Origin of the sequence: Pseudomonas brassicacearum (assembly GCF_918698105.1) — a bacterium.
GTDB lineage: Bacteria > Pseudomonadota > Gammaproteobacteria > Pseudomonadales > Pseudomonadaceae > Aquipseudomonas > Aquipseudomonas brassicacearum_F.
This window is the reverse complement of record NZ_CAKKMI010000031.1, coordinates 1-22,990: the sequence shown is the minus strand read 5'-3', so window position 1 is coordinate 22,990 and position 22,990 is coordinate 1. Positions and strand designations below refer to the sequence as shown.

22 protein-coding genes are annotated in these 22,990 nt (G+C 62.2%); 9 read left to right on the top strand and 13 right to left on the bottom strand.

Translation table 11 applies throughout. The features are described from left to right. Nucleotides 1–203: 203 nt before the first annotated feature. The gene (locus tag LQ215_RS14405) at nt 204–1,400 is read right to left on the bottom strand and encodes a class I SAM-dependent rRNA methyltransferase (protein ID WP_060740176.1); all 1,197 of its coding nucleotides are present in this window, start codon (nt 1,398–1,400) and stop codon (nt 204–206) included. A 122-nt stretch (nt 1,401–1,522) separates the two neighbouring features. Continuing rightward, complete coding sequence (locus LQ215_RS14400) at nt 1,523–2,062, bottom strand: type 1 glutamine amidotransferase domain-containing protein (RefSeq protein WP_230150755.1); 540 nt, start codon at nt 2,060–2,062, stop codon at nt 1,523–1,525. A 232-nt stretch (nt 2,063–2,294) separates the two neighbouring features. On the opposite strand from LQ215_RS14400, the gene LQ215_RS14395 reads away from it, so the two are divergent. From LQ215_RS14395 to LQ215_RS14385, 3 genes are read left to right on the top strand one after another with little or no spacing between them, the layout of a single operon-like run. After that, nucleotides 2,295–3,110 carry an HDOD domain-containing protein gene (locus LQ215_RS14395; protein ID WP_230150840.1) on the top strand — a complete coding sequence of 272 codons (816 nt, stop codon included), beginning with the start codon at nt 2,295–2,297 and terminating at the stop codon, nt 3,108–3,110. Between the two features lie 30 nt (nt 3,111–3,140). Beyond that, on the top strand, nt 3,141–3,953 hold the full coding sequence (gene mutM / locus LQ215_RS14390; RefSeq protein WP_230150753.1) for a bifunctional DNA-formamidopyrimidine glycosylase/DNA-(apurinic or apyrimidinic site) lyase: 813 nt from the start codon (nt 3,141–3,143) through the stop codon (nt 3,951–3,953). 55 nt (nt 3,954–4,008) lie between these two features. After that, the gene (locus LQ215_RS14385; protein ID WP_018609455.1) at nt 4,009–4,329 is read left to right on the top strand and encodes a hypothetical protein; all 321 of its coding nucleotides are present in this window, start codon (nt 4,009–4,011) and stop codon (nt 4,327–4,329) included. Nucleotides 4,330–4,479: 150 nt separating this feature from the next. Here the strand turns inward: LQ215_RS14385 and LQ215_RS14380 are convergent, their stop codons facing one another. From LQ215_RS14380 to LQ215_RS14360, 5 genes are all read right to left on the bottom strand, one after another. Further along, nucleotides 4,480–4,731, bottom strand: coding sequence for a YfhL family 4Fe-4S dicluster ferredoxin (locus tag LQ215_RS14380; RefSeq protein ID WP_003206534.1), 252 nt, complete (start codon nt 4,729–4,731; stop codon nt 4,480–4,482). 135 nt (nt 4,732–4,866) lie between these two features. After that, the gene (coaD, locus tag LQ215_RS14375; RefSeq protein WP_003177462.1) at nt 4,867–5,346 is read right to left on the bottom strand and encodes a pantetheine-phosphate adenylyltransferase; all 480 of its coding nucleotides are present in this window, start codon (nt 5,344–5,346) and stop codon (nt 4,867–4,869) included. A gap of 115 nt (nt 5,347–5,461) precedes the next feature. Further along, entirely contained in the window at nt 5,462–7,057 is a 1,596-nt protein-coding gene (locus LQ215_RS14370; RefSeq protein WP_230150751.1) for a GMC family oxidoreductase, read from the bottom strand. Nucleotides 7,058–7,200: 143 nt separating this feature from the next. Continuing rightward, nucleotides 7,201–7,746, bottom strand: coding sequence for a twin-arginine translocation pathway signal protein (locus tag LQ215_RS14365; protein WP_230150749.1), 546 nt, complete (start codon nt 7,744–7,746; stop codon nt 7,201–7,203). 27 nt (nt 7,747–7,773) lie between these two features. After that, the gene (locus tag LQ215_RS14360; RefSeq protein WP_230150747.1) at nt 7,774–9,204 is read right to left on the bottom strand and encodes a coniferyl aldehyde dehydrogenase; all 1,431 of its coding nucleotides are present in this window, start codon (nt 9,202–9,204) and stop codon (nt 7,774–7,776) included. Between the two features lie 148 nt (nt 9,205–9,352). On the opposite strand from LQ215_RS14360, the gene LQ215_RS14355 reads away from it, so the two are divergent. Next, on the top strand, nt 9,353–10,030 hold the full coding sequence (locus tag LQ215_RS14355) for a TetR/AcrR family transcriptional regulator (protein WP_230150745.1): 678 nt from the start codon (nt 9,353–9,355) through the stop codon (nt 10,028–10,030). A 27-nt stretch (nt 10,031–10,057) separates the two neighbouring features. Further along, complete coding sequence (locus tag LQ215_RS14350; protein ID WP_230150744.1) at nt 10,058–10,912, top strand: sulfurtransferase; 855 nt, start codon at nt 10,058–10,060, stop codon at nt 10,910–10,912. Between the two features lie 78 nt (nt 10,913–10,990). Here LQ215_RS14350 and LQ215_RS14345 read toward each other — a convergent pair whose 3' ends face one another. The 6 genes from LQ215_RS14345 to LQ215_RS14320 form a co-directional block, all read right to left on the bottom strand. Beyond that, complete coding sequence (locus LQ215_RS14345; RefSeq protein ID WP_230150742.1) at nt 10,991–11,983, bottom strand: hydrolase; 993 nt, start codon at nt 11,981–11,983, stop codon at nt 10,991–10,993. 78 nt (nt 11,984–12,061) lie between these two features. Further along, nucleotides 12,062–13,522: a M16 family metallopeptidase gene (locus LQ215_RS14340; protein ID WP_230150741.1), complete on the bottom strand. Its 1,461-nt coding sequence runs from the start codon at nt 13,520–13,522 to the stop codon at nt 12,062–12,064. Beyond that, the gene (locus LQ215_RS14335) at nt 13,515–14,852 is read right to left on the bottom strand and encodes a M16 family metallopeptidase (RefSeq protein ID WP_230150739.1); all 1,338 of its coding nucleotides are present in this window, start codon (nt 14,850–14,852) and stop codon (nt 13,515–13,517) included. Before LQ215_RS14335 ends, LQ215_RS14340 begins: the two co-directional genes overlap by 8 nt. 106 nt (nt 14,853–14,958) lie before the next feature. Continuing rightward, nucleotides 14,959–15,576, bottom strand: a complete 618-nt coding sequence (rsmD, locus tag LQ215_RS14330) for a 16S rRNA (guanine(966)-N(2))-methyltransferase RsmD (RefSeq protein ID WP_230150737.1) — start codon at nt 15,574–15,576, stop codon at nt 14,959–14,961. Next, nucleotides 15,576–17,066, bottom strand: a complete 1,491-nt coding sequence (locus LQ215_RS14325) for a M16 family metallopeptidase (protein ID WP_230150735.1) — start codon at nt 17,064–17,066, stop codon at nt 15,576–15,578. The genes rsmD and LQ215_RS14325 overlap by 1 nt, the downstream gene beginning before the upstream one ends. Next, entirely contained in the window at nt 17,059–18,414 is a 1,356-nt protein-coding gene (locus tag LQ215_RS14320) for a M16 family metallopeptidase (protein WP_230150733.1), read from the bottom strand. The genes LQ215_RS14325 and LQ215_RS14320 overlap by 8 nt, the downstream gene beginning before the upstream one ends. A 344-nt stretch (nt 18,415–18,758) precedes the next feature. On the opposite strand from LQ215_RS14320, the gene ftsY reads away from it, so the two are divergent. From ftsY to rpoH, 4 genes are all read left to right on the top strand, one after another. After that, entirely contained in the window at nt 18,759–20,192 is a 1,434-nt protein-coding gene (gene ftsY / locus LQ215_RS14315; RefSeq protein ID WP_230150732.1) for a signal recognition particle-docking protein FtsY, read from the top strand. Further along, complete coding sequence (gene ftsE, locus LQ215_RS14310; RefSeq protein ID WP_003177474.1) at nt 20,189–20,860, top strand: cell division ATP-binding protein FtsE; 672 nt, start codon at nt 20,189–20,191, stop codon at nt 20,858–20,860. The genes ftsY and ftsE overlap by 4 nt, the downstream gene beginning before the upstream one ends. After that, on the top strand, nt 20,857–21,879 hold the full coding sequence (ftsX, locus tag LQ215_RS14305; RefSeq protein WP_230150729.1) for a permease-like cell division protein FtsX: 1,023 nt from the start codon (nt 20,857–20,859) through the stop codon (nt 21,877–21,879). Before ftsE ends, ftsX begins: the two co-directional genes overlap by 4 nt. Nucleotides 21,880–21,993: 114 nt before the next feature. Next, nucleotides 21,994–22,848 (top strand): RNA polymerase sigma factor RpoH, encoded by an 855-nt coding sequence (gene rpoH, locus LQ215_RS14300; RefSeq protein WP_003177476.1) that lies wholly within the window; start codon nt 21,994–21,996, stop codon nt 22,846–22,848. The last annotated feature ends 142 nt before the right edge of the window (nt 22,849–22,990 follow it).

Sequence of the window (22,990 nt, the reverse complement as noted above, 5' to 3'; positions counted from 1 at the left end):
AGGCATACCTGAGGGATCGCTTTCAATCCTAATGCGTCATCCCGGCCAGGCGCGGGGTGATTGAGTAGGAAGACTCTGGTAATTGCGTGGGGGGTTTCCTAGAGACTTATTCACGCACGCAAAAAAAATCGCAGCCAAGGCCGCGATCAGGATGCAATTGGAGTGTGCGGGGCACAGCGCTACGGCCCTGGCCCCGCCCGGCCTCAGCTGTTGGGCAACAACCGGCAGGTGATGCTCTTGATGTAGCGGGTTTCGGCGATGGCCGGGTGTACCGGATGGTCTGGACCCTGGCCGCCGCGTTCGAGCAGTTGAATGTTGCGGTCCAGGTGGCGAGCGCTGGTCAGCAGGATGTTTTGCAGGTCGTCTTCGGGCAGGTGCATCGAGCACGACGCGCTGACCAGGATGCCGTCCTTGCTGAGCAGGCGCATGGCTTGTTCGTTGAGGCGGCGATAGGCGCCTTCACCGTTCTTCAGGTCTTTCTTGCGCTTGATGAAAGCGGGCGGGTCGGCCACGATCACGTCGAAACGTTCTTCGCTGGCCTTGAGCTCCTTCAGGGCCTCGAACACGTCGCCTTCGATGCAGGTCAACTTCTCGGCGAAGCCGTTCAACGCGGCGTTGCGCTCGACACCGTCGAGGGCGAAGGCCGAGGCATCGACGCAGAACACTTCACTGGCGCCGAACGCCGCGGCTTGCACGCCCCAGCCGCCGATGTAGCTGAACAGGTCCAGTACACGCTTGCCCTTGGCGTACGGGGCCAGGCGTGCGCGGTTCATGCGGTGGTCGTAGAACCAGCCGGTCTTCTGGCCTTCCATGACCGGCGCTTCGAACTTCACGCCGTTCTCTTCCAGGGCGACCCATTCCGGCACCAGGCCGAACACGGTCTCGACGTAGCGGTTCAGGCCTTCGGCGTCACGGGCCGCGGAGTCGTTCTTGAACAGGATGCCGCTGGGCTTGAGCACCTGGGTCAGGGCGGCGATCACGTCGTCCTTGTGGGCTTCCATCGTGGCCGAGGCGATCTGCACCACCAGGATGTCGCCGAAACGGTCGACCACCAGGCCTGGCAACAGGTCGGAATCACCGTAGACCAGGCGATAGAACGGCTTGTCAAACAGCCGCTCGCGCAGGGACAACGCCACGTTGAGGCGATGCACCAGCAGGGACTTGTCCAGCGGCAGCTTCACGTCGCGGGACAGCAGCCGGGCGCAGATCAGGTTGTTGGGGCTCATCGCAACGATGCCCAGCGGCTTGCCGCCGGCGGCTTCGAGGACGGCCTGGTCGCCGGCCTTGAAGCCGTGCAGTGGGGTGGCGGCCACATCGATTTCGTTGCTGTAGACCCACAGGTGGCCGGCGCGCAGGCGACGGTCGGCGTTGGCTTTGAGGCGCAGGCTAGGCAGGGACATGACGTCGCTCCGGAAAAAAGAGCGGGAGTATACCGTGTTGCAACCTTGGCGGGGCTTGCGGTAGACATGTGGTGGACATGTGGTGAGGGAGCGTGCTCCCTCGCCACGGTGTCGGGCAGGCTTCAGGCGGACAACGCGCTGATCAACTCGCGGTTGAACGCCGGAATGTCATCGGGCTGGCGGCTGCTGATCAACGTGCCGTCCTTGACCACTTCCTTATCGACCCAGTTCGCGCCGGCGTTGACCAGGTCATCCTTGAGCGTCTTGTAGCTGGTCATGGTCTTGCCCTTGACCAGCCCGCTCGACACCAGCAGCCAGCCGCCATGGCAAATCACCGCGATGGGCTTGCCCGCCGCCTCGAAGCCCTTGACCAGTTCCTGGGCGTCGGGGTCGATGCGGATGGTGTCGGAGTTCTGCACGCCACCGGGCAGCACCACGGCGTCGTACTGCTCGACATTAGCGGCCTTGAAGGTCAGGTCGATCGGAAAATCGTCGGCCGGCTGGTCATGGTTCCAACCTTTGACCTGGCCTTCGCGGGCCGAAACGATATCAACCTTGACGCCGGCCTGTTCCAGGGCCTGTTGGGGGCCGGTCAGTTCGGCCTGTTCAAAACCGTCGGTCACGAGGATGGCGACACGTTTGTTGTTCAGGGAGCCAGGCATGAAAAATCTCCTCAAGCTGAGTGGCTGGGTTGCCGACTCAAGCCTTTATGCAGGCTTGAATGTCGGCCCTGTAAAGTCCGAAGCCTGCGCCTGAAGGAAAGTTCCGCCGATCTACCCGGCGGTGTATCGGATCCATCTTTAAGGGTTAGAATCCCCGCCTGACCCGGAGTGTGTACTCATGTCCCAAGAACTTTCCGCCGAACAGATCCAACAGTCCTTGCAAGGCATCAGCGTGCCGCCCCAGCCGCAGATCATGGTGGATCTGCAGATGGAGCAGTACATGCCCGACCCGGACCTGGAGGCCATCGCCAAACTGATCTCCCAAGATCCTGGCCTCTCCGGGGCGTTGCTCAAGATCGTCAACTCGCCGTACTACGGCCTGCGCAACAAGATCACCTCGATCCAGCGCGCGGTGAACCTGCTGGGCAGCCGTTCGATCATCAACCTGATCAATGCGCAGTCGATCAAGGGCGAACTGCACGATGACGCCATCGTCACCCTGAACCGCTTCTGGGATACCGCCCAGGATGTGGCGATGACCTGCCTGACCCTGGCCAAGCGCGTCGGCCTGGAAAATGGCGACGAAGCCTATGCATTGGGGTTGTTCCACGATTGCGGCGTGCCGTTGATGCTCAAGCAGTTCCCCACCTACATGGGTGTGTTGGAAGAGGCCTACGCCAATGCCAGCGCCGAGTGCCGGGTGGTGGACACCGAGAACCGCGAGTTCAACACCAACCATGCGGTGGTCGGTTACTACACCTCCAAATCCTGGCGCCTGCCGGATCACGTCAGCCAGGCCATCGCCAACCACCACAATGCCCTGGCGATCTTCAGCGACGAGTCTTCACGCAATAACAGCCAGCTGAAGAACCTGCTGGCGATCCTGAAAATGTCCGAGAACATCTGCGCGTCCCACCGGGTGCTCGGCAATCAGGCCGAAGACCACGAGTGGGATTGCGTCGGCAGCCTGGTGCTCGATTACATCGGGTTGTCGGAATACGACTTCCAGACCCAGAAACAGGAAATTCGCGACCTCGCCACTCGTTGAGTGCACGGTGTCGCCTGACGCGAGAACCTCATGCCAGAACTGCCGGAAGTCGAAACCACCCGTCGCGGCATCGCGCCCCATCTTGAAGGCCAGCGGGTCAGCCGCGTGGTGGTCCGCGATCGCCGCCTGCGCTGGCCGATCCCGGAAGACCTCGACGTGCGGCTCTCGGGCCAGCGCATCGTGCAGGTGGAGCGGCGGGCCAAGTACCTGTTGATCAATGCCGAGGTCGGCACGTTGATCAGCCACCTGGGCATGTCCGGCAACCTGCGCTTGGTGGAAATCGGCATGCCCGCCGCCAAGCACGAGCACGTGGACATCGAGCTGGAGTCCGGCCTGGCCTTGCGCTACACCGACCCTCGCCGCTTCGGCGCGATGCTCTGGAGCCTTGACCCGTTCAATCACGAACTGTTGATTCGCCTGGGGCCCGAGCCGTTGACCGACCTGTTCGATGGCGAACGGTTGTTCCAGTTTTCGCGAGGGCGTTCCATGGCGGTCAAGCCGTTCATCATGGACAACGCGGTGGTGGTGGGGGTGGGCAATATCTACGCGACCGAGGCCCTGTTCGCCGCCGGGATCGACCCACGTCGGGCCGCCGGAGGCATTTCCCGGGCGCGTTACCTGAAGCTGGCGATCGAGATCAAGCGCATCCTCGCCCATGCCATCGAGCGCGGCGGCACCACGCTGCGAGACTTTATCGGCGGGGATGGCCAGCCGGGCTATTTCCAGCAGGAACTGTTCGTCTACGGCCGGGGCGGGGAACTGTGCAAGGTCTGTGGCACGGGGCTGCGGGAAATCCGCCTGGGCCAGCGTGCGAGCGTCTGGTGTCCACGCTGCCAGAGCTGATTTGTCCTACGGTCTATAGTCAATAGTCATAGTGATTTAGCCGAAGGATCGCCCGATGAAACTGCTTCGACCTGTTGTTCTCGCGCTGCTGCTGAGTGTCGGTTTGCCTGCCCTGGCAAGCGACGGCAGCGGCGACCCGCGCTACACCATCCAGAACCCGCCGGCCTTCGCCATGATCGGCGACCTGCTGATCGCCCGTCCGTTGCTGCTGGCCGCCACGGTGATCGGTGCCGGGGCATTCGTGGTGTCGTTGCCCTTTACCGCACTGGGCGGCGGGGTCGGCGATGCGGGCAAGGCGCTGGTGGTGGACCCGGCGAAGGCCACGTTTGTGCGGTGCCTGGGGTGTATCGGGGAGGGGTTTGAGCGGCAGGAGTGACGCCTTCAGTGCGGCTGCTGGCCTCATCGCGAGCAAGCTCGCTCCCACAGGGATCTATTGAGTACACATAATCTGTGCCCTGGGCAAATCCCTTGTGGGAGCGAGCCTGCTCGCGATAGGGCCGGATCAGACGCTACAAAACCATCCGGCTCAAGCCTTGCCAGTAATCTTGCGATATTTCGCCATCAACTGTTCTTCAGTTTCCGGATGCGCCTCGTCCAGAGGGATGCAATCCACCGGGCAGACCTGCTGGCACTGGGGTTCGTCGTAATGGCCGACGCACTGGGTGCACAAGTTCGGGTCGATGACGTAGATCTCTTCGCCTTGGGAAATGGCCTCGTTCGGGCATTCAGGTTCGCAGACGTCGCAATTGATGCAGTCGTCGGTGATGATCAGGGACATGCAGGCTCCTGCCGGGGCGTTGGGCCCGGGCATATGAAAAACGTATGGGCGCAATTGTGCCGCATTGGCGAGCGCAGTGCACGCGGGCGCGATGGACTGCGCTGTGTTGGGCGGCAGCGGGTCGCAGCCCGCGGGTTATTTCTTGAAGCGCAGGGTCAGCGCATCGGCCACGGCCGGGTGGACGAACTTGGTGATATCTCCGCCCAACGCCGCGATTTCCCGGACCAGGGTCGAGGAAATGAAGGAATAGCGCTCCGACGGCGTGAGGAACAGGCTCTCGACGTCCGGTGCCAGTTGCCGGTTCATGTTGGCCAGTTGGAATTCGTATTCGAAGTCCGAGACCGCCCGCAGGCCGCGCAGGAACACATTGGCGTTCTTTTCCTTGGCAAAGTGCGCCAAAAGCGTCGAGAAACCGACCACTTCCACGTTGGGCAGGTGCTTGGTGACCTCGCGGGCCAGTTCCACACGTTGCTCCAGCGGGAACAGCGGATTTTTCTTCGGGCTGGCGGCGACGGCAATGATCACATGGTCGAACAGGCGCGCGGCGCGTTCGACCAGATCGCCATGGCCCTTGGTAATAGGGTCGAAGGTACCTGGGTACAACACTCGGTTCATCGCGTCGTCCTGGCGGGAGTTCGTTGGGGAGTCGGATGGTATCGCAGCCTTCTCGGTCGGCCAAGTCGGCTGTTGCGTAAGAAAGCACTATAGACGCTGCGAATAATCCGCAAATTCATGGGTTTTTCAGGCGTTCGGCCAGGGCCGTCGCCAATTGCGCGGTCAGCCCGTACACCGATAATTGCGGGTTGGCACCGATGCTGGTGGGGAACAGCGAGCCGTCATGGATCGACAGGTTACCCAGTTGGTGATGGCGGCCAAGGCTGTCGGTGACGGCAGTTTTCGGGTCCTCCCCCATGGCGCAACCGCCCATCACGTGGGCGCTGCCCAGGCGTGTGCGGTACAACGCCAGGTCGAGTCCATCGATCAGGGTGCGGGCTTCGGCCAGGGTCTTTACGTAGCGGGCATCGTTGTGCAAGGGCAAGACCGCCTTGGCGCCGCCGGCAAACTGGATCTCGGCCATGCTGTGGAAGGCCCGGCGCAAGCCATCCCAAGCATACGGCGTCACGGGATAATCGAGCACGGGCGTGCCGTCGCTGCGCAACTCGACACTGCCGCCGGGGCTGTCTGGATGAAAACCGTCGCGCAACAGCGCCAGCATGGCGTGGGTGTGGGGCAGTCGGGACATGTGCAAGGCGTTCTCGGGGCCGAACCCGCCCAATAGCGTCGCGGCCAGGGCCGGGTGCAAGGGCGGGACTTCAAGCTTGTAGGACATTTTGCCGGTGGTGCCGTCCTGCCATTGGAAATGATCCGAATAAATCGATTGCGGCGCGCCGTAGAACGGGTTGATGACTTCGTCGAATTGCCCGGCGGACATGTTCACCAAGTGCAGGAAGGTGCGCTTGCCCAGGCGTTGGTGCGGGTCTGGCGCATCGGAGCGCAGCAGCAATCCGGGGCTATTGATGCCGCCGCCCGCCAGCACGTAGTGCCGCGCCTTGACGGTGATGCGCCGCCCGGTCGGCGCCACGCAACGTTCGTCCATGGCTTGGCACTCGAGGCCGATGACGGCATCGTTCTTGATCGTCAGACGCTCGGCCCGCGCCAGGTAAAGCAGCGCGCCGCCCTTGTCCAGCGTGGCCGGGATGGTGGTGACCAGCATCGACTGCTTGGCGTTGGTCGGGCAGCCCATGCCGCAATAGCCCAGGTTCCAGCAGCCGCGTACATTGCGCGGGATGACGTGCCAGGCGTAGCCCAGTTGCTCACAACCTTTGCGGATCACGTCGTTGTTGGCATTGGGCGGAACCAACCACGGCGCCACACCCAGGCGTTGTTCCATTTGTGCAAACCAGGGCGCCATTTCAGCGCGACCGTGGCCTTTTACGTTGTGCTCGGCGGCCCAATGGTCGAGGGTCTGGTCGGGTGTGCGGAAGCTGGAGGTCCAATTGATCAGCGTCGTGCCACCGACGGCCCGGCCCTGGAGAATGGTGATGGCGCCGTCCTTGCTCATGCGCCCGAGGCCTTCCTGATACAGGCTGCTGTAGGCCTGGTCTTCGAGCAGCGTGAAGTCATGACTGGTCTTGAGCGGACCTTCCTCGATCAGTAACACGCGGTAGCCGGCGGCGCTCAGAATTTCTGCCGTGGTGCCGCCGCCAGCACCGCTGCCGACGATGGCCACGTCCGCTTCCAGGGTCAGGTCCTGGGGCAACTGCGCGCCGTTGTAGGTGGTCCAGCCACGGGCCAGGCCTTCGCGGAAGGGATCGGGTACGGGCATGTTCAGGGCTCTCTTATTGTTATGAGTTTGCGGTACCCCTGTGGGAGCGAGCTTGCTCGCGATGGCATCGGATCATCAGCAACTGTATTGACTGACACGCCGCAATCGCGAGCAAGCTCGCTCCCACAGGATCTCACTGGCTTTCAAATCTTGGGCGGTCCTGGATAGCCGCAGTGCGCCCAGGCTTCGGATTGGGTGTACCAGGCCATCATCACCAGTTGCAGCAGGGAGCTGTGGCCTTGTCGCAGCAGGTCCAGCGAGCTGTTTTCCCACCGTTCGAGGAACTGGCGGATGTCATCGGCGCTGGCGTTTTCCCACGGGCCCCAGACGCCGGTCAGTGGCCCGCGGGTAATGCCCAGCGTGAGCACGTCGAACAGCTGGCGCGTGAGCTTGAGCATGGCGGGGGACAGGTGGGCCAGGCTGCTGTCCAGGCTTCGCAGGGTCGCGTCAGTGGCGGCGGGGATCTGTCCGACGGCCACTGCGCCATCCAGCATCACGGGGATGACGCTGCGTAAAAATGGCAGGTCGCTGTCGCGCAGGGCCGCCAGGCCGTTGGCCGGTTGGCTTGGCGAGCAACCGCTCAGGCTGGCGCCCACACCGACGGTGGCCAGGAAGGCGCTGGCGCCGAGGCTGAACTTCAGCAGGCCGCGCCGTGACAGCGCGGGTGTATCGGTGAGGCTTGGGTTCATTATTGTGATTACCCGGCAAGAGACGCGTCAGCGGACAAACAGCTTCTGGATCAGTTTCTGCAAAGGCTTGCCGTAGGGCGGATAAATCAGCTTCGCGGCGTTGAATCGCTGTTTGGTCAGCACGCCCTTGGCCTTGCTGAAGGTCAGGAAACCTTCATGCCCGTGGTAATGCCCCATTCCGGAGGGGCCGATGCCGCCGAACGGCAGGTCGTCCTGGGCGACATGCAGCAGCGTGTCGTTCAAGCAGACGCCGCCGGAATGGGTTTCGTGGAGCACGCGATTCTGTTCGGCCTTGTTGTAGCCGAAGTAGTAGAGCGCCAGCGGGCGGGGTCGCTGATTGATGTAGGCAAACGCCTGGTCCAGATGCTCATAGGGCACGATGGGCAGCAGTGGGCCGAAGATCTCGTCCTGCATGACGGTCATTTCATCGCTGACGTTGAGCAGCAGGCTGTGGGCCATGCGGCGGTCCTGCCCCTGGTCGAACAGTTCGATCAGCAGCGCGCCCTTGCTGGTGGCGTCGCTGATGTAGCCGTTGAGCCGCGCCAGCTGCCGTTCGTTGATGATTGCGGTGTAGTCCGGGTTGTTCGCCAGGGTCGGATAAAACCCGCGAACCGCCTCGCGATACGCCTCGACGAACTCGCCGACGCGGTTCTGCGGCACCAGCACGTAATCCGGAGCGACACAGGTTTGCCCGGCATTCAGGGTCTTGCCGAAAGCGATGCGTTCGGCGGCGTCCTTGAGTGGCACGTCGATAGATACGATGGCCGGTGACTTTCCGCCCAGCTCGAGGGTGACCGGGGTCAGGTTTTCGGCAGCGGCACGCATGACATGCTTGCCGATGCTGGTGGCGCCGGTGAACAGCAGGTGATCGAAGGGCAGCTTGGAGAACGCCATGCCGACCTCCGCTTCGCCAAGCACCACGCAGACCAGGTCCTGGGGAAAGACCCGGGCCAGCAATTGCTTGAGCAGCAAGCCGGTCGCCGGTGTCGATTCGCTGAGCTTGAGCATCACCCGGTTGCCCGCCGCCAGCGCTCCCGTCAGCGGCCCCATGGCCAAAAACAGCGGGTAGTTCCACGGCACGATGACCCCGACCACGCCCAGCGGCTGGTACACCACTTTGGCCGAGGCCGGCTGGAAGGCCATGCCGACCTTGCGCCGCGAGGGTTTCATCCAGCCCTGCAGATGCCGGCTGGCGTAATGGATGCCGTGCAGGCTTGGCATTAGCTCAGCCAGCAGTGTTTCGTCGGCGCTGCGGTGGCTGAAATCCTGGCTGATGGCGTCGATCAGGGCTTGTCGTTCGTTGCTCAACACCTCGCGCAATGCCTTGAGCCATTGTCGGCGTTGTTCGGCCGGTGGCATCGGTTGGACGGTGTAGGCCTGGCGCTGGGCATCGAAGAGCGACCGCAGCTCGTCCAGTTGTTGTTGAGACTCGTGCAGGTAGGCAACGTCGGCAGGCATCGTCGGGTACCGGATATTATTAGAGTGGATGTTTTTTAGAGCTTATACTCTAGAAAGTCAATGGCATCCGTAACGGCGATGGGTTTTTCCTGTGACCGATAGGTCGTAAGATGCCGATCAATGCCTTCGTCGAATTAAAGCCCAAACCATGGCCCCACGAATGAAAACCAGCGAGCGCATCGTGCAAAACAGCCTCGAGCTGTTCAATCAGCAAGGCGAGCGTAGCGTCAGCACCAACCACATTGCTGCCCACATGGACATGTCCCCTGGCAACCTCTATTACCACTTCCCCAACAAGCAGGCGATCATCGCCGTTTTGTTCAGTGAATATGAGGACCTGGTGGACAGCTTCTTGCGCCCGCCCCAGGGCCGTGCGGCCACGGTGGAGGACAAGCGCTTCTATTTGCAGGAGCTGCTGGCGGCCATGTGGCGCTACCGTTTTCTGCACCGGGACCTGGAACATCTGCTCGACAGCGATCCGGACCTTGCGGCGCGCTATCGACGGTTTTCCCAGCGCAGCCTGATCCACGGCACTGCTATTTATGAAGGCTTCGTTGCCGCCGGCATCCTGAAGATGGACCGGGTGCAGATCGAGTCCCTGACCCTCAATGCCTGGATCATCCTCACCTCCTGGGTGCGATTTTTGTGCACCACGCGGGAAAACTTCAGCCACCTGAGCGAGCAGGCCATCAAGCGTGGCGTGTATCAGGTGCTGGTGCTGGAGGCCGGTTTCGTGACCGATCAGGCCCGCGAAGAGGTGGATGCATTGTTCAAAGAATATTACGTCCCCCTGGCCCAGACCCTGGAGGAAGGGCAGCAGGACTGATCCCCGACTTAGCCACAGGAGTTCACCATGCCCATTGCGCAACTCATCAGCCCTCAAGCCCTCGAAGAGCGGCGATCACAGCCAGGGCTGGTCATCCTCGATTGCCGTTTTGCCCTGGAAGACCCCGATTATGGTCCGCGCAGTTATGCCGAGGGCCATATCGCCGATGCGTCGTTCGCGGACCTTGAGCGCGACCTGAGCGGGGCGGTGACCAAAGGCGTGACCGGGCGTCATCCGCTGCCCGAGCCCGAGGCCTTGATCGAGCGCTTCAAGGCCTGGGGGATCGATAACGATAGCGATGTCGTGCTCTACGACGACGGTCCCGGCGCCTATGCCGCGCGGGCCTGGTGGTTGCTGGCCTGGCTGGGCAAGCGCGATGGCGTGTACATCCTCGACGGTGGGCTCAAGGCCTGGCACGCCGCCGGCTTGCCTTTGAGCCTGGATCCGCCACAGAACAGTCGTGGGACTTTCAGCGGGACGCCGGATGCCGGCTTGGTACTCAATGCCCAAGCGCTGCAACAGCGCCTCGGCCAAGCGGACATGACCCTGCTGGATGCCCGGGCGTTGCCGCGTTTCAAAGGTGAAGTCGAGCCGATCGATCCGGTGGCCGGGCATATCCCGGGCGCCCAATGCGCGGCGTTCACCGACAACCTGGGCGCCGATGGCCGCTTCTTGCCGGCCGACCAGCTCAAGCAGCGCTTCGCCGAAAAACTGGGCGAGCGCTCGCCCACCGATCTGGTGGCCTATTGCGGCTCCGGCGTGACGGCGTGCCATAACCTGTTTGCCTTGTGCCTGGCAGGCTACCCGTTGGGAAGGCTGTACGCCGGCTCGTGGAGTGAGTGGATCAATGATCCCCAGCGGGGCGTGGCGAAGGGCGAATAAAGTCCCCCCCGGAAAACTGTGGGAGCGAGCTTGCTCGCTCCCACAGGGGATTTGTGTGGGCTGTAAACTTCCTCATGCTCACCCTTGCCCCAGGCTGGCCAGCCAATCGGGAATCCGCCGCTCCAGGTAATACCCCGGGCGCCGCAGGGTTCCGTCGACAAACCCCACATGTCCGCCCTGGGCGTGCAGTTCAATCCGGGTCGAGGCGGATAATTCGTCCGGTTCTGGCAAGCTGTGAGGAAACACAAAAGGATCGTCGGCGGCCTGGATGACCAGGGTCGGCGTGCTGATGCCGGCCATGAAATAACGGCTGGAGGCACGGCGGTAGTAATCCGCGGCATCGGAGAACCCGTGCAGCGGCGCGGTCACCCGGCCGTCAAAGTCCCAGAAGGTGCGCATGTTTTCCAACGGGCCAAGCGCTGCCAGGGTCGCCAGGCCTTCGTGGCGTCCGTCGTGCTGGAACTGGCGTTGCTTGTTGCGCACATAGGCCACGAGCTGGCGCATGAAATGCGCCTGGTAGAACCTGGAGAATCCCTGGCCGATGCGATCGGCGCACTGGTCGAGGCGAAACGGCACCGAGACCGCCACCGCCCCTTGCAACTGGCTGTCGCGGCCGGTTTCCCCCAAGTGCTTGAGCAGCACATTGCCGCCCAGTGAATAACCCACCGCAAACAGTGGCGCCAAGGGTCGTCGGGCGCGCAAGTGGGTGATGGCGGCGGCCAGGTCTTCGCTGGCGCCCGAGTGGTAGCTGCGAGGTAGCAGGTTCGGCTCACCCGAGCAGCCACGCCAGTTCAAGGCCACACTGGCCCAGCCCTGGCGAGCAAGGGCCTGTTGCAGCCCGGCCACGTAAGGCGAATTGGAAGAGCCGGTCAGCCCGTGCAGCACCAGCACCAATGGCGCCTCGGCGCTGTGGGGGCCATGCCAGTCAAGGTCGAGGAAATCACCGTCTTGCAGCCAAAGCCGCTCACGTTCACGACTGATGGGGGACAATTTTCGCCACAATGGCCCCCATAGCGTCTGCAGGTGGGGATTGGTCAGGCCGAAGGCCGGTGTAAATGTTTGGCTGGACATGGGAGTCTGCACGCACGTCTGATCCTGTCATTCAAGCATAGGCACCAGGCGCAAAGCTGCGCCTGGTGCTGTGTGAGTCTAACTGGCTTCAACCGTCTGCGCAGCGGGGCACGAATGCGCAGAGATTGCGCCGGCCGACGGCGGTACGGGCAATGGCAAGGGTTGCTGCTCAACCGTGGGGCCTACCGTCACCACATGCCAGCGGTCGTCTGCTAAGTGCCGGTTCAGTGCGTCCTTGATCTGCTTGAGCGACAGGCGTTGCATTTGCTGGGCGCTGTAATCCAGGTCCAGGGGCAGGTCGTATCGATTGATTTCGACCAGCCGGTGAAGAATCTGCGCATTGTTGGTGCTGTTGTGAGCGTTCGAGCTTTGCATCCGGCGTTTCAGTTGGTCAAGTTCCTGCTGCGTGGGTCCGTCGCGCAAATAGTCATTGAACATTGAACGTATCAATCCCTGAGTGCCTTGGCTGAATTTCGGACTGGTCCGAAGGGTAATGACCGTCACGCCGTTATCGATCCAGCCCCAGTGTTGGATATCGGCGCCATACACCAGGCCGCGCTTCTCCCTCAGCTCGGTCATCAGCCGTGTTTCAAGGATTCTGGTTGCCGCATCCAGCGCGGGGTAGTCGACATGTTTATTGGACACGCTGAGCTGGGCAAGCAGAAGTTGAGTTTGTTGGTCCGCGCGCTCGATATGGCTGGTCCTCGGCGTGCCTGCCAGTGAGGTCGCGTTGGGGCTGGCCAGGGTGGTGTGGGGCAAGGCATCGCTGATCTGCCGGCTGATCAGTTGGGCCTGTTCCAGCGTGAGGTCGCCCACCAGGGTGATTTGCGCGCTTCGTGCCGAGTAGGCTTGCCGATGGAAGTCCTGTACCGCCTGGCGTGTCAGTGCATCGTTCGTGGTAAACACCGGCTGAGCATAGGGTGTCTGGGGAGCCAGTTGTTCCTTGAGACGTTGGGTCACGATTTTTTGCGGGTTCCGTTTTTCGTGCAGCAGTATGTCGTTCGACTCGTTTTTTACCCTCGCTAATGCTTCATCGCTGAGCAATGGCTTGCCCAGCATTTGCGAAAACAGTTGCAGGGCAGGGCTGCTCTTTTCCACTGCGCTCAAACTACGCAGGGAGAATGCACTGCGCTGGCTATCTATATGCATGTCGAGTTGCGCGCCCAGGGCCTGGACGGTCTCGATGATTGCCTGATGGTTTTCCTTACCCGGCGTGCCTTCGTTGATCATGCTGAAGGTGACGGCGGCGAGACCGGGAGTATTGCTTCGGACGCTTCCCGCGTCGAAGCTGACATGGATATCGAACATGGGCGACGCCGTTGTGCGGATGAACAGCACTTTGCTGCCTGACGTAGTCTTCCAGCCCTTGATGGATAGTGGGCGCGGTTTGGACGCGATATTGTCCGGTTCAAGCAGCGATTGCAGACGCCCGGCGGAGCCGCCCGGCACGCTATCGGCAAAGACCAGGGTGGGTATGAAATGGCCCAGCAGTGCGATGCCGAGCAGCGCCTGGCGGATAGGGTGGGCTGATTTATTCATCGGTTTGGCCCCCGTGGACGTGAGCGATGGACATGCGATCCCGGGTCAGATACGTCGCGGCTGTCTGTTGGATATCTTCAGGGGTTACTGCTTTCAGCTCGGCGATTTCTTCATCCATCAATCGCCAAGGCAGGCCGCTGCTCACCAGGGCACCGAGGTAATGAGCTTGTCCTTCTATCGAATCCTGGCTGTAGATATTCTGCGCGATCAGTTGCGTGCGAGCTCGCTCGAGCTCATCAGGGGCGGGGGGATGGAGGCGCAGCTTCTCCAGCTCTTGCCACACACGCGCCTCGGCGTCATCGAGCGAACCGGTGTAGGCGTTGGTGAGGTTTGCGTCGATCAACAGAAGACTGTCGCCACGTCCCAGCCATATGTACTCGGAGAACACGCTGGAGAACAGCGGAGCCTTGAATTGAAGCTGCGCTTGTAGCCGGGCGCTATTTGAGCCTGCCAGCAACACCTGGAGCAAGCGCAGGGCATGCACGGTCCGTGGGGATTCGGCGGTGAGCAGCGCTGGGACATTAAATGCCATCAGCAACTCGGAATGGGTGCTGGGAACGGTGAGCATGAGCCTGCGTTCCCCCGGTCGGTCCAGTTCCAGCGGTGTGCGCGGCGCAGTGAAAGGGCGGGCTTCCAGCACACCGAAGTAGCGCTGCGCCGACGATTTGACCTGTTCTAGCGTGACATCGCCCACCACGACCAGTACAGCGTTGCCGGGCGCATAGCGGGTTTGATACCAGTCGCGAAGGTCGGCGACGTCCAGACGGTGCAGATCGTGCATCCAGCCGATGGTGGGCGTGCGATAGCCACTGGAAAGATGGGCCAGGCTAAGGAAACGCTCCCGTGCCAGCATCTCAGGCTGATCTTCGCCCTCGCGCCTCTCTTCACGAATGGTCGCAATTTCGGGCACCCAATCCTCCGCGCGCAGATGGGCAGTCGACATGAGGTCGGCCATCAACTCGAACGCGACACTCAGATACCGGGGCTCCAGGGTTTGATGATGGACGGTGAAATCTTCGCCGGTAAACGCATTGTACGCGGCGCCCAGGGTGCCGAGGATCGACATGGCTTCGCCCGCGCAAACCTTGCTACTTCCCTTGTAGACCATGTGTTCCAGTGCATGAGACAGCCCCGAACGGCCCGGCGCTTCATCGGCTGAGCCAACCTTGAACCAGAGCTGCGAGTTGACCAGTGGCGCACGATGATCTTCGCGTACGACCACCTTCAAGCCATTGTCCAAGGTAAATTCATGCGTGGGTGGGGAGTCGGCTACCGCCATTAGCGGTGCCAACCCGAAGAAAAGCAGCATCCTGCTGCGCAAAATGTCCATGAGTGAATTGCCCTCAGTGATTTACAAAGTTGTGTCATTCACTGTGGCGTTTTCGAGATGGCGAAGTGCGGTAACTATGTATCGCACCTTTGAAGCGTTCTTCGGTTCAGACAGGGGCAACTGTTCCAGCGGTGCGTTGCCACAGTGCGTAGAAGACCCGGCCGGATTTCTGCTCGCGATGCAGGCGCCAGCCGCTCGGCAGGCCGAGTGTCGAGGGCGCCGTCTCACTTTCGGTGTAGACCCAGGCGTCCTCGGCCAGCCATTGCCGGTCTTCAAGCAATGCACAAACGGCCGGCAACAGGTTCTGGTTGAAAGGCGGGTCGAGGAACACCAGGTCGAAAGGCGTCGCCGGTTGGCTGTCCAGGTAGCGCAGCGCGTCGGCGGTTTGCACCTGGCCGACGGTGCAGCGCAGGGTGCCCAAGTGTTCTTTCAGGCTGGAGACCGCCAGGTTGCTGGCGTCCAGCGCCTGGCCCATGGCGGCGCCACGGGACAGGGCCTCGAGAAACAGTGCGCCGCTGCCGGCGAACGGGTCGAGCACCCGGGCACCCGCTACATAGGGCGCGAGCCAGTTGAACAGGGTTTCGCGCACGCGGTCGGGAGTGGGGCGCAGGCCCGGGGCGTCCGGGAAGCTCAAGCGCCGGCTGCGCCATTCGCCGCCGATGATGCGCAACTGGTTCACACCGTTGTGCACGGGTTTCTTGCTGGAATTCGATGGGCGGGCCATTAGTGCTCCGGAACCCCGAGCGGCTGCTCGGCAGGTTTGTCAGTGGGGGGCGGCAGCGGCTTTTGCGGCACGCTCGGGCCAGCGGTGACGATGACCATTTTGTCGGTGCTCAGGTGCTTGTTCAGCGCGGCCTTGACCTGCTCGACCGTCAGCTCCTGGGACTGGCGCATGAAGTCCTCCAGGTAGCTCAGCGGCAAGTCATAGAAACCCATGGCGCCGAGCTGGCCGACGATGTCGGCATTGCTGGCGGTGGACAGCGGGAAACTGCCGGACAACTCACGCTTGGCGTCGTCGAGTTCTTTCTGGGTGGGACCGTTCTTGAGGTAGTCGGCGAACACGTCCTGCACCAGTTTCAAGGTGCCTTCGCTCATCTCCGCGCGGGTCTGCAGATTGATCATGAACGGGCCGCGGGCCTGCATTGGCGTGAAGCCGGAATACACGCCGTAGGTCAGACCGCGCTTTTCCCGCACCTCGGTCATCAGCCGAGTGCCGAAGCCGCCACCGCCGAGGATCTGGTTGCCCAGGGACACGGCGGCATAGTCCGGATCGTCGCGGTCGATGCCCAGTTGGGCGAGCATCAGGTTGGTCTGCTTGGACGGGAATTCGATGTGGCCAATGCTTGCCTTCGGCTCCACCGGTGCCGGCGTTTTCGCCAGGGCCGGGCCTTTGGGCAGCGCGCTGGACACCTGGTTGGCAACCGCTTCGGCTTCGGCGCGGGACAAATCCCCCACCAGCGCAATCACTGCGTTGCCGGCGGCGTAGGCCTTGGCGTGGAAAGCCCGGGCCTGGGCCAGGGTGATCGGTGGAATGCTCTCGGCGCTGCCGTCGCTGGAATGGGCATAAGGATGATCGCCGTACAGGCGCTTCATCAGTTCCAGGCCGGCCAGTTTGCCCGGGTTCTGCTTCTGGTATTCGAAACCGGCGAGCATCTGGTTCTTGATGCGGGCGAAGGAGTCGGCAGGGAAGGTCGGTTTGCCGACGACTTCGGCGAACAGCTGCAATGCCGGCTCACGCTTGTCGGCTGCGCTGAGGCTGCGCAGGGACGCCACGGCCATGTCACGGTAGGCGCCGTTGCCGAAGTCTGCACCGAGGCTTTCAAAGCCTTGGGCAATGGCGCTGACGTCCTTGCCGGCCACGCCTTCGTTGAGCATGGCGTTGGTCAGCAGCGCGAGGCCGGGAGCGTCGCCGTCCTGGCTGCTGCCGGCGGCGAAGGTCAGGCGCAGGTCGAACATGGGTAATTCCCGGGCCTCGACGAACAGCACCTTGGCGCCGTCGGCGGTTTTCCAGGTCTGCACGTCGAGCTGGCGGTGGCTGGGGGCCTTGCCGTCCAGTTCCGCCAACGATTGCAGCTTGTTGCCGGACTTGGCGTTATCCAACGCCTGGCTGGCGGTGACGTCGGTGGACGGCGACAGATAGAACGCCAGGGAACCGGCCAAGACGATGAGCGCCAGGCCGATCAATACCAGGCGCCGTGATTTGCGCTCACTCATGAGCTTTCTCCTCGGGCAGGACATGCGCAACGCTCAGGCGCGAGCGGGTGAAATACAGCTGGGCTGCCTTCTGGATATCTTGCGGGGTCACGCTTTGCAGTTCAGCGAGTTCGGTGTCCATCAGCTTCCAGGACAAACCGACGGTCTCCAACTGGCCGATGGCGGTGGCCTGGCTGGTGATCGAGTCGCGCTCATAGACCAGGCCGGCGATGACCTGGGCACGCACACGCTCCAGCTCCTGGGCTGTCGGCGCGGTGGTTTTCAACTGTTCAAGCAAGCGCCACAGACCGGCTTCGGCCTGGGCGATGGTTTTGTTTTTCTGCGTGTTGGGCGTCGCCGACAACGTGAACAGCGTGTCGCCACGGGTGTAGGCGTCGTAGCTCGACGAACCGCCGGACACCAACTCCTCGCCGCGCTCCAGCTGGGTCGGGATCCGCCCGCTGTAGCCGCCGTCCAACAGGGCCGAGATCAGCCGCAGGGCGTTGACCGACGTTTTGTCCGTGGCGGTGGCGAGGCTGGGCACATTGAAGGCCAGCATCACGCTGGGCAGTTGGGTCTGCACATGCAGGGTGATCTGGCGCTCGCCGGGTTCGGCCAGCTCCAGGGGGATTTTCGCGACCGGCACCGCGCGCCGTGCAATCGGGCCGAAATAGCGCTGGGCCAGGGACTTGACCTCGTCCGGCTTCACGTCGCCGACCACCACCAGGGTCGCGTTGTTCGGGGTGTACCAGGATTCGTACCAGTGACGCAGCTCCTCGACAGTCATCCGGTCCAGGTCGGCCATCCAGCCGATGGTCGGCGTGTGGTAGCCGCTGGCCGGGTAAGCCATGGCCTTGAAGCGCTCGTAGGCCTTGGACATGGGCTTGTCGTCGGTGCGCATGCGGCGCTCTTCCTTGATCACCTCGATCTCGCGGCTGAACTCCTCCGGCGGCAGGCGCAGGCTGGCCATGCGGTCGGCTTCCAGCTCGAAGGCCACGCCCAGGCGGTCGCGGGCCAGTACCTGGTAATAGGCGGTGAAGTCATCGCTGGTGAAGGCGTTCTCTTCGGCACCGAGGTCGCGCAGGATCAGCGACGCTTCGCCGGGACCGACTTTTTCGCTGCCTTTGAACATCATGTGCTCAAGGGCGTGGGACAAACCGGTCTGGCCTGGCGTCTCGTAGCTGGAGCCAACCTTGTACCAGACCTGGGAGACCACCACCGGCGCACGATGGTCTTCGCGCACGACGACCTTCAGGCCGTTGTCGAGGGTAAATTCGTGGGTGGGTTGTGGGTCGGCAGCCAAGGCTGAAAAGGGCAGACAAACTGTGCTGAGCAGCAGGCCTGCGGCGCGGCGGGCAAGAGCATTCATTCGTGTTTAAACCTGTTGGATTGCCCGCTAGGTCTTAGCGTCGGCGGGCGAGAGGGTGCTAGGATAACGGTCCGTTTTACTGGCGGCCACGCCTATCGGGCCTTTTATCGGCCCGGGGTTGTCTGGGTTCCCCGGAGAAACATCGGGTTTGCTCGTTGATCCCGGCGTTTTCGCCGATGATGCCGTACCAGTCCTTCGAAAAAATCGACTTTGGGGTGTCCTTGGGACGTCTCGACAAAATGTTGCGCGTGAACAAGCTGGATGAAACGCAGTCTGTTCAGCATTGAATATTTATCACCGAGGCGCCCTTGTGGCGCTTCGCTACCGTGAGATAGCCGTCCTCCATGTTTGGTTCCAACGACGACAAGAAGACCCCAGCTGCGGCTGGCGAGAAAAAAGGCCTGTTCGGATGGCTGCGCAAGAAGCCGCAGGAAACCGTCGTCGAACAGCCACAACCGCTGCCTGAGCCCGCCGCCGAGGCAGTGGTCGAAGAAACCGCGCCCATCGTCCTGCCGATTGCCGAGCCAGTGCTGCAACCGGTCGAGCCTGAGACTGTTGCTGAGCCGGTGGCCGAGCAACCGCTGACCCCGCCCGTCGAGCCAACCCCCTGGTTGACCTTGCCGGTGGCGGAAGAGCCGGTTGCGCTGGTCGAGGAAGCGGCGCCCCATATCACCCCGCCGATTCCAGCGCCGACGCAGGTTGTCGAGGCGCCCGTCGTCGACGCTGTCATTGAGCCGCCAGCCGCCGTCGTTGCCCCCGTGGTTGCGCCTGCCGCACCCGAGCCGGCACCTGCTGTAGCGCAAACCGTTGCCCCCGTCGAGCCCGTCCGTAGCGCCGAGGAAAACAAGGTCGGCTTCTTCGCCCGCCTCAAGCAGGGCCTGTCCAAGACCAGCGCCAGCATCGGCGAAGGCATGGCGAGCCTGTTCCTGGGCAAGAAAGTCATCGACGACGAATTGTTGGAAGACATCGAGACTCGCCTGCTGACCGCCGATGTTGGTGTCGAGGCCACCTCGGTGATCATCCAGAGCCTGACCCAGAAAGTCGCGCGCAAGCAGCTGACCGACGCCGACGCCCTGTACAAATCCCTGCAGGGCGAGCTGACCAGCCTGCTCAAGCCGGTGGAAAAGCCGCTGGTGATCGCCTCGCAGAACAAGCCGTTCGTGATCCTGGTCGTCGGCGTCAACGGCGCCGGCAAGACCACCACCATCGGCAAGCTGGCCAAGAAGCTGCAGCTCGAAGGCAAGAAAGTCATGCTGGCGGCGGGCGACACCTTCCGCGCGGCCGCGGTCGAACAGCTGCAAGTGTGGGGCGAGCGCAACAAGATCCCGGTGATCGCCCAGCACACCGGCGCCGATTCCGCTTCGGTGATCTTCGACGCCGTGCAGGCCGCCAAGGCCCGTGGCATCGACGTGCTGATCGCCGACACCGCCGGTCGCCTGCACACCAAAGACAACCTGATGGAAGAATTGAAGAAGGTGCGCCGGGTGATCGGCAAGCTCGACGCCGACGCACCCCACGAAGTGCTGCTGGTGCTGGACGCCGGGACCGGCCAGAACGCCATCAACCAGGCCAAGCAATTCAACCAGACCGTCGAACTGACCGGCCTGGCCCTGACCAAGCTCGACGGCACCGCCAAGGGCGGGGTGATTTTCGCCCTGGCCAAGCAGTTCGGCCTGCCCATTCGCTATATCGGCGTGGGTGAAGGCATCGACGACTTGCGCTCCTTTGAAGCCGAGCCCTTTGTCCAGGCACTGTTTGCCGAACGGGAGCATTCATGATTCGTTTCGAACAGGTCGGTAAACGCTATCCGAACGGTCACGTCGGCTTGCATGAGCTGAGCTTTCGGGTCCGTCGGGGCGAGTTTCTGTTTGTCACCGGCCATTCCGGCGCCGGTAAAAGTACCTTGCTGCGCCTGCTGCTGGCGATGGAGCGGCCCTCCACCGGCAAACTGCTGCTGGCTGGCCAGGACCTGAGCACCATCAGCAATGCCCAGATCCCCTACCTGCGACGGCAGATCGGCGTGGTGTTCCAGAATCACCAGTTGCTGTTCGATCGCACGGTGTTCAACAACGTGGCATTGCCGTTGCAAATCCTCGGGTTGTCCAAGGCCGAGATCATCAAGCGCGTGGACTCGGCCCTGGAGCGTGTGGCCCTGTCGGACAAGACCGACCTGTACCCAGGCGACCTGTCCACCGGCCAGCAGCAGCGCGTCGGCATCGCCCGCGCCATCGTCCATCGCCCGGCCTTGCTGCTGGCGGACGAACCCACCGGTAACCTCGACCCGCGCCTGGCGGCGGAAATCATGGGCGTATTCGAAGACATCAACCGCCTGGGCACCAGTGTGCTGATCGCCAGTCACGACCTGGCCTTGATCGCCCGTATGCGTCACCGCATGCTCACCTTGCAGCGCGGTCGATTGATCGGTGACGGGGAGGCCGGCGTATGAGTGCGACCCGCAGCCCGAAAGTGGCCGAACGCGTGGCCCCGAAGGCCTCCGATCCGCAGCCGCAAAAGAAAAAGCGCGACGATGACGACGGCCCGGACTTCGCCACACTGCTGCGCGCCTGGATCGAAAGCCATCGCGCCAGCCTGCTGGACAGCCTGCGGCGCCTGGGCAAGCAACCCATCGGCAGCTTCTTTACCTGCATGGTCATGGCGGTTGCGCTGAGCCTGCCCATGGGCCTGTCATTATTGCTAAGTAATGTGGAGCGCCTGGGCGGCTCCTGGCAGCGCGCGGCGCAGATTTCACTGTACCTGCAGATGGACGCAAGCCCCGGCGAAGGCCAGGCGTTGCGCGAGCAGATCAAGGCCATGCCGGGCGTGGCCGATGCCGAATACATCGGGCGCGAGCAGGCGCTTGAAGAATTCCAGCAGCAGTCCGGCCTGGGCGAAGCCCTCAAGGAACTGCCGGAGAACCCGTTGCCGGGCGTGGTGCTGGTGACGCCGAATGAGGTCGACAAGCCGACCCTTGAAGCATTAAGACAAAGACTTTCCGAGTTGCCGAAGGTACAACAGGCGCAACTTGATCTAGTCTGGGTCGAGCGTCTTGCGGCGATCCTCAAGCTCGGCGACCGGTTTGTCTTCGGTCTGACGGTGCTTTTGGTTTCTGCATTACTTTTGGTGATAGGCAATACCATTCGTCTTCATATTGAAAACCGCCGCACCGAGATAGAAGTGATTAAACTCGTTGGCGGTACGGACAGTTATGTACGCAGGCCCTTCCTTTATATGGGCGCGCTGTATGGCTTCGGTGCCGGGATTCTGTCCTGGGGTGTATTGGCGTTCGGCCTGGACTGGTTGAACGATGCGGTAACAGGGTTGGCCGGTTTGTACGGCAGTGATTTTTCGCTGGCCGGCGTGCCAGTCGCCGACGGTCTGTCGCTCTTGCTTGGCGCGGTGCTGTTGGGTTATATCGGTGCATGGATTGCGGTCGCACGCCACTTGCGTGAGCTTGCGCCAAAATAAGTGTTTTTTTGCGTGTATTGACCTTTCAGCTTTTGTGGGAACTTGTCCTAGGGTTCCCGGTCAATTTTCGCAGTGCTGAACTGCACGAGTTATGTGAGTCGGAGGTTTTTTCGTATGACCACTTCTTTGCAACCTGCTTATGCTCTGGTCCCGGGTGCGAACCTGGAGGCCTATGTGCACACGGTCAACAGCATTCCATTGCTGACCCCCGAGCAGGAGCGTGAACTGGCCGAGAGTCTCTATTATGAGCAGGATCTTGAGGCGGCTCGGCAGATGGTGCTCGCCCACCTGCGTTTTGTCGTACATATCGCTCGCAGCTATTCCGGCTACGGGCTGGCCCAGGCCGACCTGATCCAGGAAGGCAACGTCGGCCTGATGAAGGCAGTCAAGCGTTTCAACCCGGAAATGGGCGTGCGCCTGGTGTCGTTTGCAGTGCACTGGATCAAGGCGGAAATCCACGAGTTCATCCTGCGCAACTGGCGCATCGTGAAAGTCGCGACCACCAAGGCCCAGCGCAAGCTGTTCTTCAACCTGCGCAGCCAGAAGAAACGCCTGGCCTGGCTGAACAACGAAGAAGTCCATCGTGTCGCCGAAAGCCTCGGCGTAGAGCCTCGGGAAGTGCGCGAGATGGAAAGCCGCCTGACCGGCCATGACATGGCCTTCGACCCGGCCGCCGAAGCGGACGACGACAGCGCTTTCCAATCGCCGGCCAACTATCTGGAAGACCACCGGTACGACCCGGCGCGTCAACTGGAAGACGCCGACTGGAGCGACAACTCCAACACCAACCTGCACGAAGCCCTGGAAGTGCTGGACGAGCGCAGCCGCGACATCCTCTACCAGCGCTGGCTGGCCGAGGAAAAAGCCACGCTGCACGACCTGGCGCAGAAGTACAACGTGTCGGCCGAGCGAATTCGCCAGCTTGAGAAGAGCGCGATGAACAAGCTCAAGGTGTCGATCGCCGCTTGACTGCGGTAACGGCCATAAAAAACGCCCCGATCAGTGATGATCGGGGCGTTTTTGTTTGTGCGCTGCAATCCCCTGTGGGAGCGAGCTTGCTCGCGATAGCGGTAGATCAGCCAACTTCAATGTGGCTGACCCGCCGCTATCG

Coding starts and splice junctions, on each gene's coding strand:
- LQ215_RS14320 (WP_230150733.1), bottom strand. CDS start 18,414: ATGAATGCTCTTGCCCGCCGCGCCGCAGGCCTGCTGCTCAGCACAGTT.
- LQ215_RS14365 (WP_230150749.1), bottom strand. CDS start 7,746: ATGAACCCAAGCCTCACCGATACACCCGCGCTGTCACGGCGCGGCCTG.
- LQ215_RS14345 (WP_230150742.1), bottom strand. CDS start 11,983: ATGTCCAGCCAAACATTTACACCGGCCTTCGGCCTGACCAATCCCCAC.
- ftsY (WP_230150732.1), top strand. CDS start 18,759: ATGTTTGGTTCCAACGACGACAAGAAGACCCCAGCTGCGGCTGGCGAG.
- LQ215_RS14380 (WP_003206534.1), bottom strand. CDS start 4,731: ATGTCCCTGATCATCACCGACGACTGCATCAATTGCGACGTCTGCGAA.
- LQ215_RS14400 (WP_230150755.1), bottom strand. CDS start 2,062: ATGCCTGGCTCCCTGAACAACAAACGTGTCGCCATCCTCGTGACCGAC.
- LQ215_RS14325 (WP_230150735.1), bottom strand. CDS start 17,066: ATGAGTGAGCGCAAATCACGGCGCCTGGTATTGATCGGCCTGGCGCTC.
- ftsX (WP_230150729.1), top strand. CDS start 20,857: ATGAGTGCGACCCGCAGCCCGAAAGTGGCCGAACGCGTGGCCCCGAAG.
- LQ215_RS14355 (WP_230150745.1), top strand. CDS start 9,353: ATGGCCCCACGAATGAAAACCAGCGAGCGCATCGTGCAAAACAGCCTC.
- LQ215_RS14360 (WP_230150747.1), bottom strand. CDS start 9,204: ATGCCTGCCGACGTTGCCTACCTGCACGAGTCTCAACAACAACTGGAC.
- rpoH (WP_003177476.1), top strand. CDS start 21,994: ATGACCACTTCTTTGCAACCTGCTTATGCTCTGGTCCCGGGTGCGAAC.
- LQ215_RS14350 (WP_230150744.1), top strand. CDS start 10,058: ATGCCCATTGCGCAACTCATCAGCCCTCAAGCCCTCGAAGAGCGGCGA.
- ftsE (WP_003177474.1), top strand. CDS start 20,189: ATGATTCGTTTCGAACAGGTCGGTAAACGCTATCCGAACGGTCACGTC.
- coaD (WP_003177462.1), bottom strand. CDS start 5,346: ATGAACCGAGTGTTGTACCCAGGTACCTTCGACCCTATTACCAAGGGC.
- LQ215_RS14370 (WP_230150751.1), bottom strand. CDS start 7,057: ATGCCCGTACCCGATCCCTTCCGCGAAGGCCTGGCCCGTGGCTGGACC.
- LQ215_RS14340 (WP_230150741.1), bottom strand. CDS start 13,522: ATGAATAAATCAGCCCACCCTATCCGCCAGGCGCTGCTCGGCATCGCA.
- mutM (WP_230150753.1), top strand. CDS start 3,141: ATGCCAGAACTGCCGGAAGTCGAAACCACCCGTCGCGGCATCGCGCCC.
- rsmD (WP_230150737.1), bottom strand. CDS start 15,576: ATGGCCCGCCCATCGAATTCCAGCAAGAAACCCGTGCACAACGGTGTG.
- LQ215_RS14335 (WP_230150739.1), bottom strand. CDS start 14,852: ATGGACATTTTGCGCAGCAGGATGCTGCTTTTCTTCGGGTTGGCACCG.
- LQ215_RS14385 (WP_018609455.1), top strand. CDS start 4,009: ATGAAACTGCTTCGACCTGTTGTTCTCGCGCTGCTGCTGAGTGTCGGT.
- LQ215_RS14405 (WP_060740176.1), bottom strand. CDS start 1,400: ATGTCCCTGCCTAGCCTGCGCCTCAAAGCCAACGCCGACCGTCGCCTG.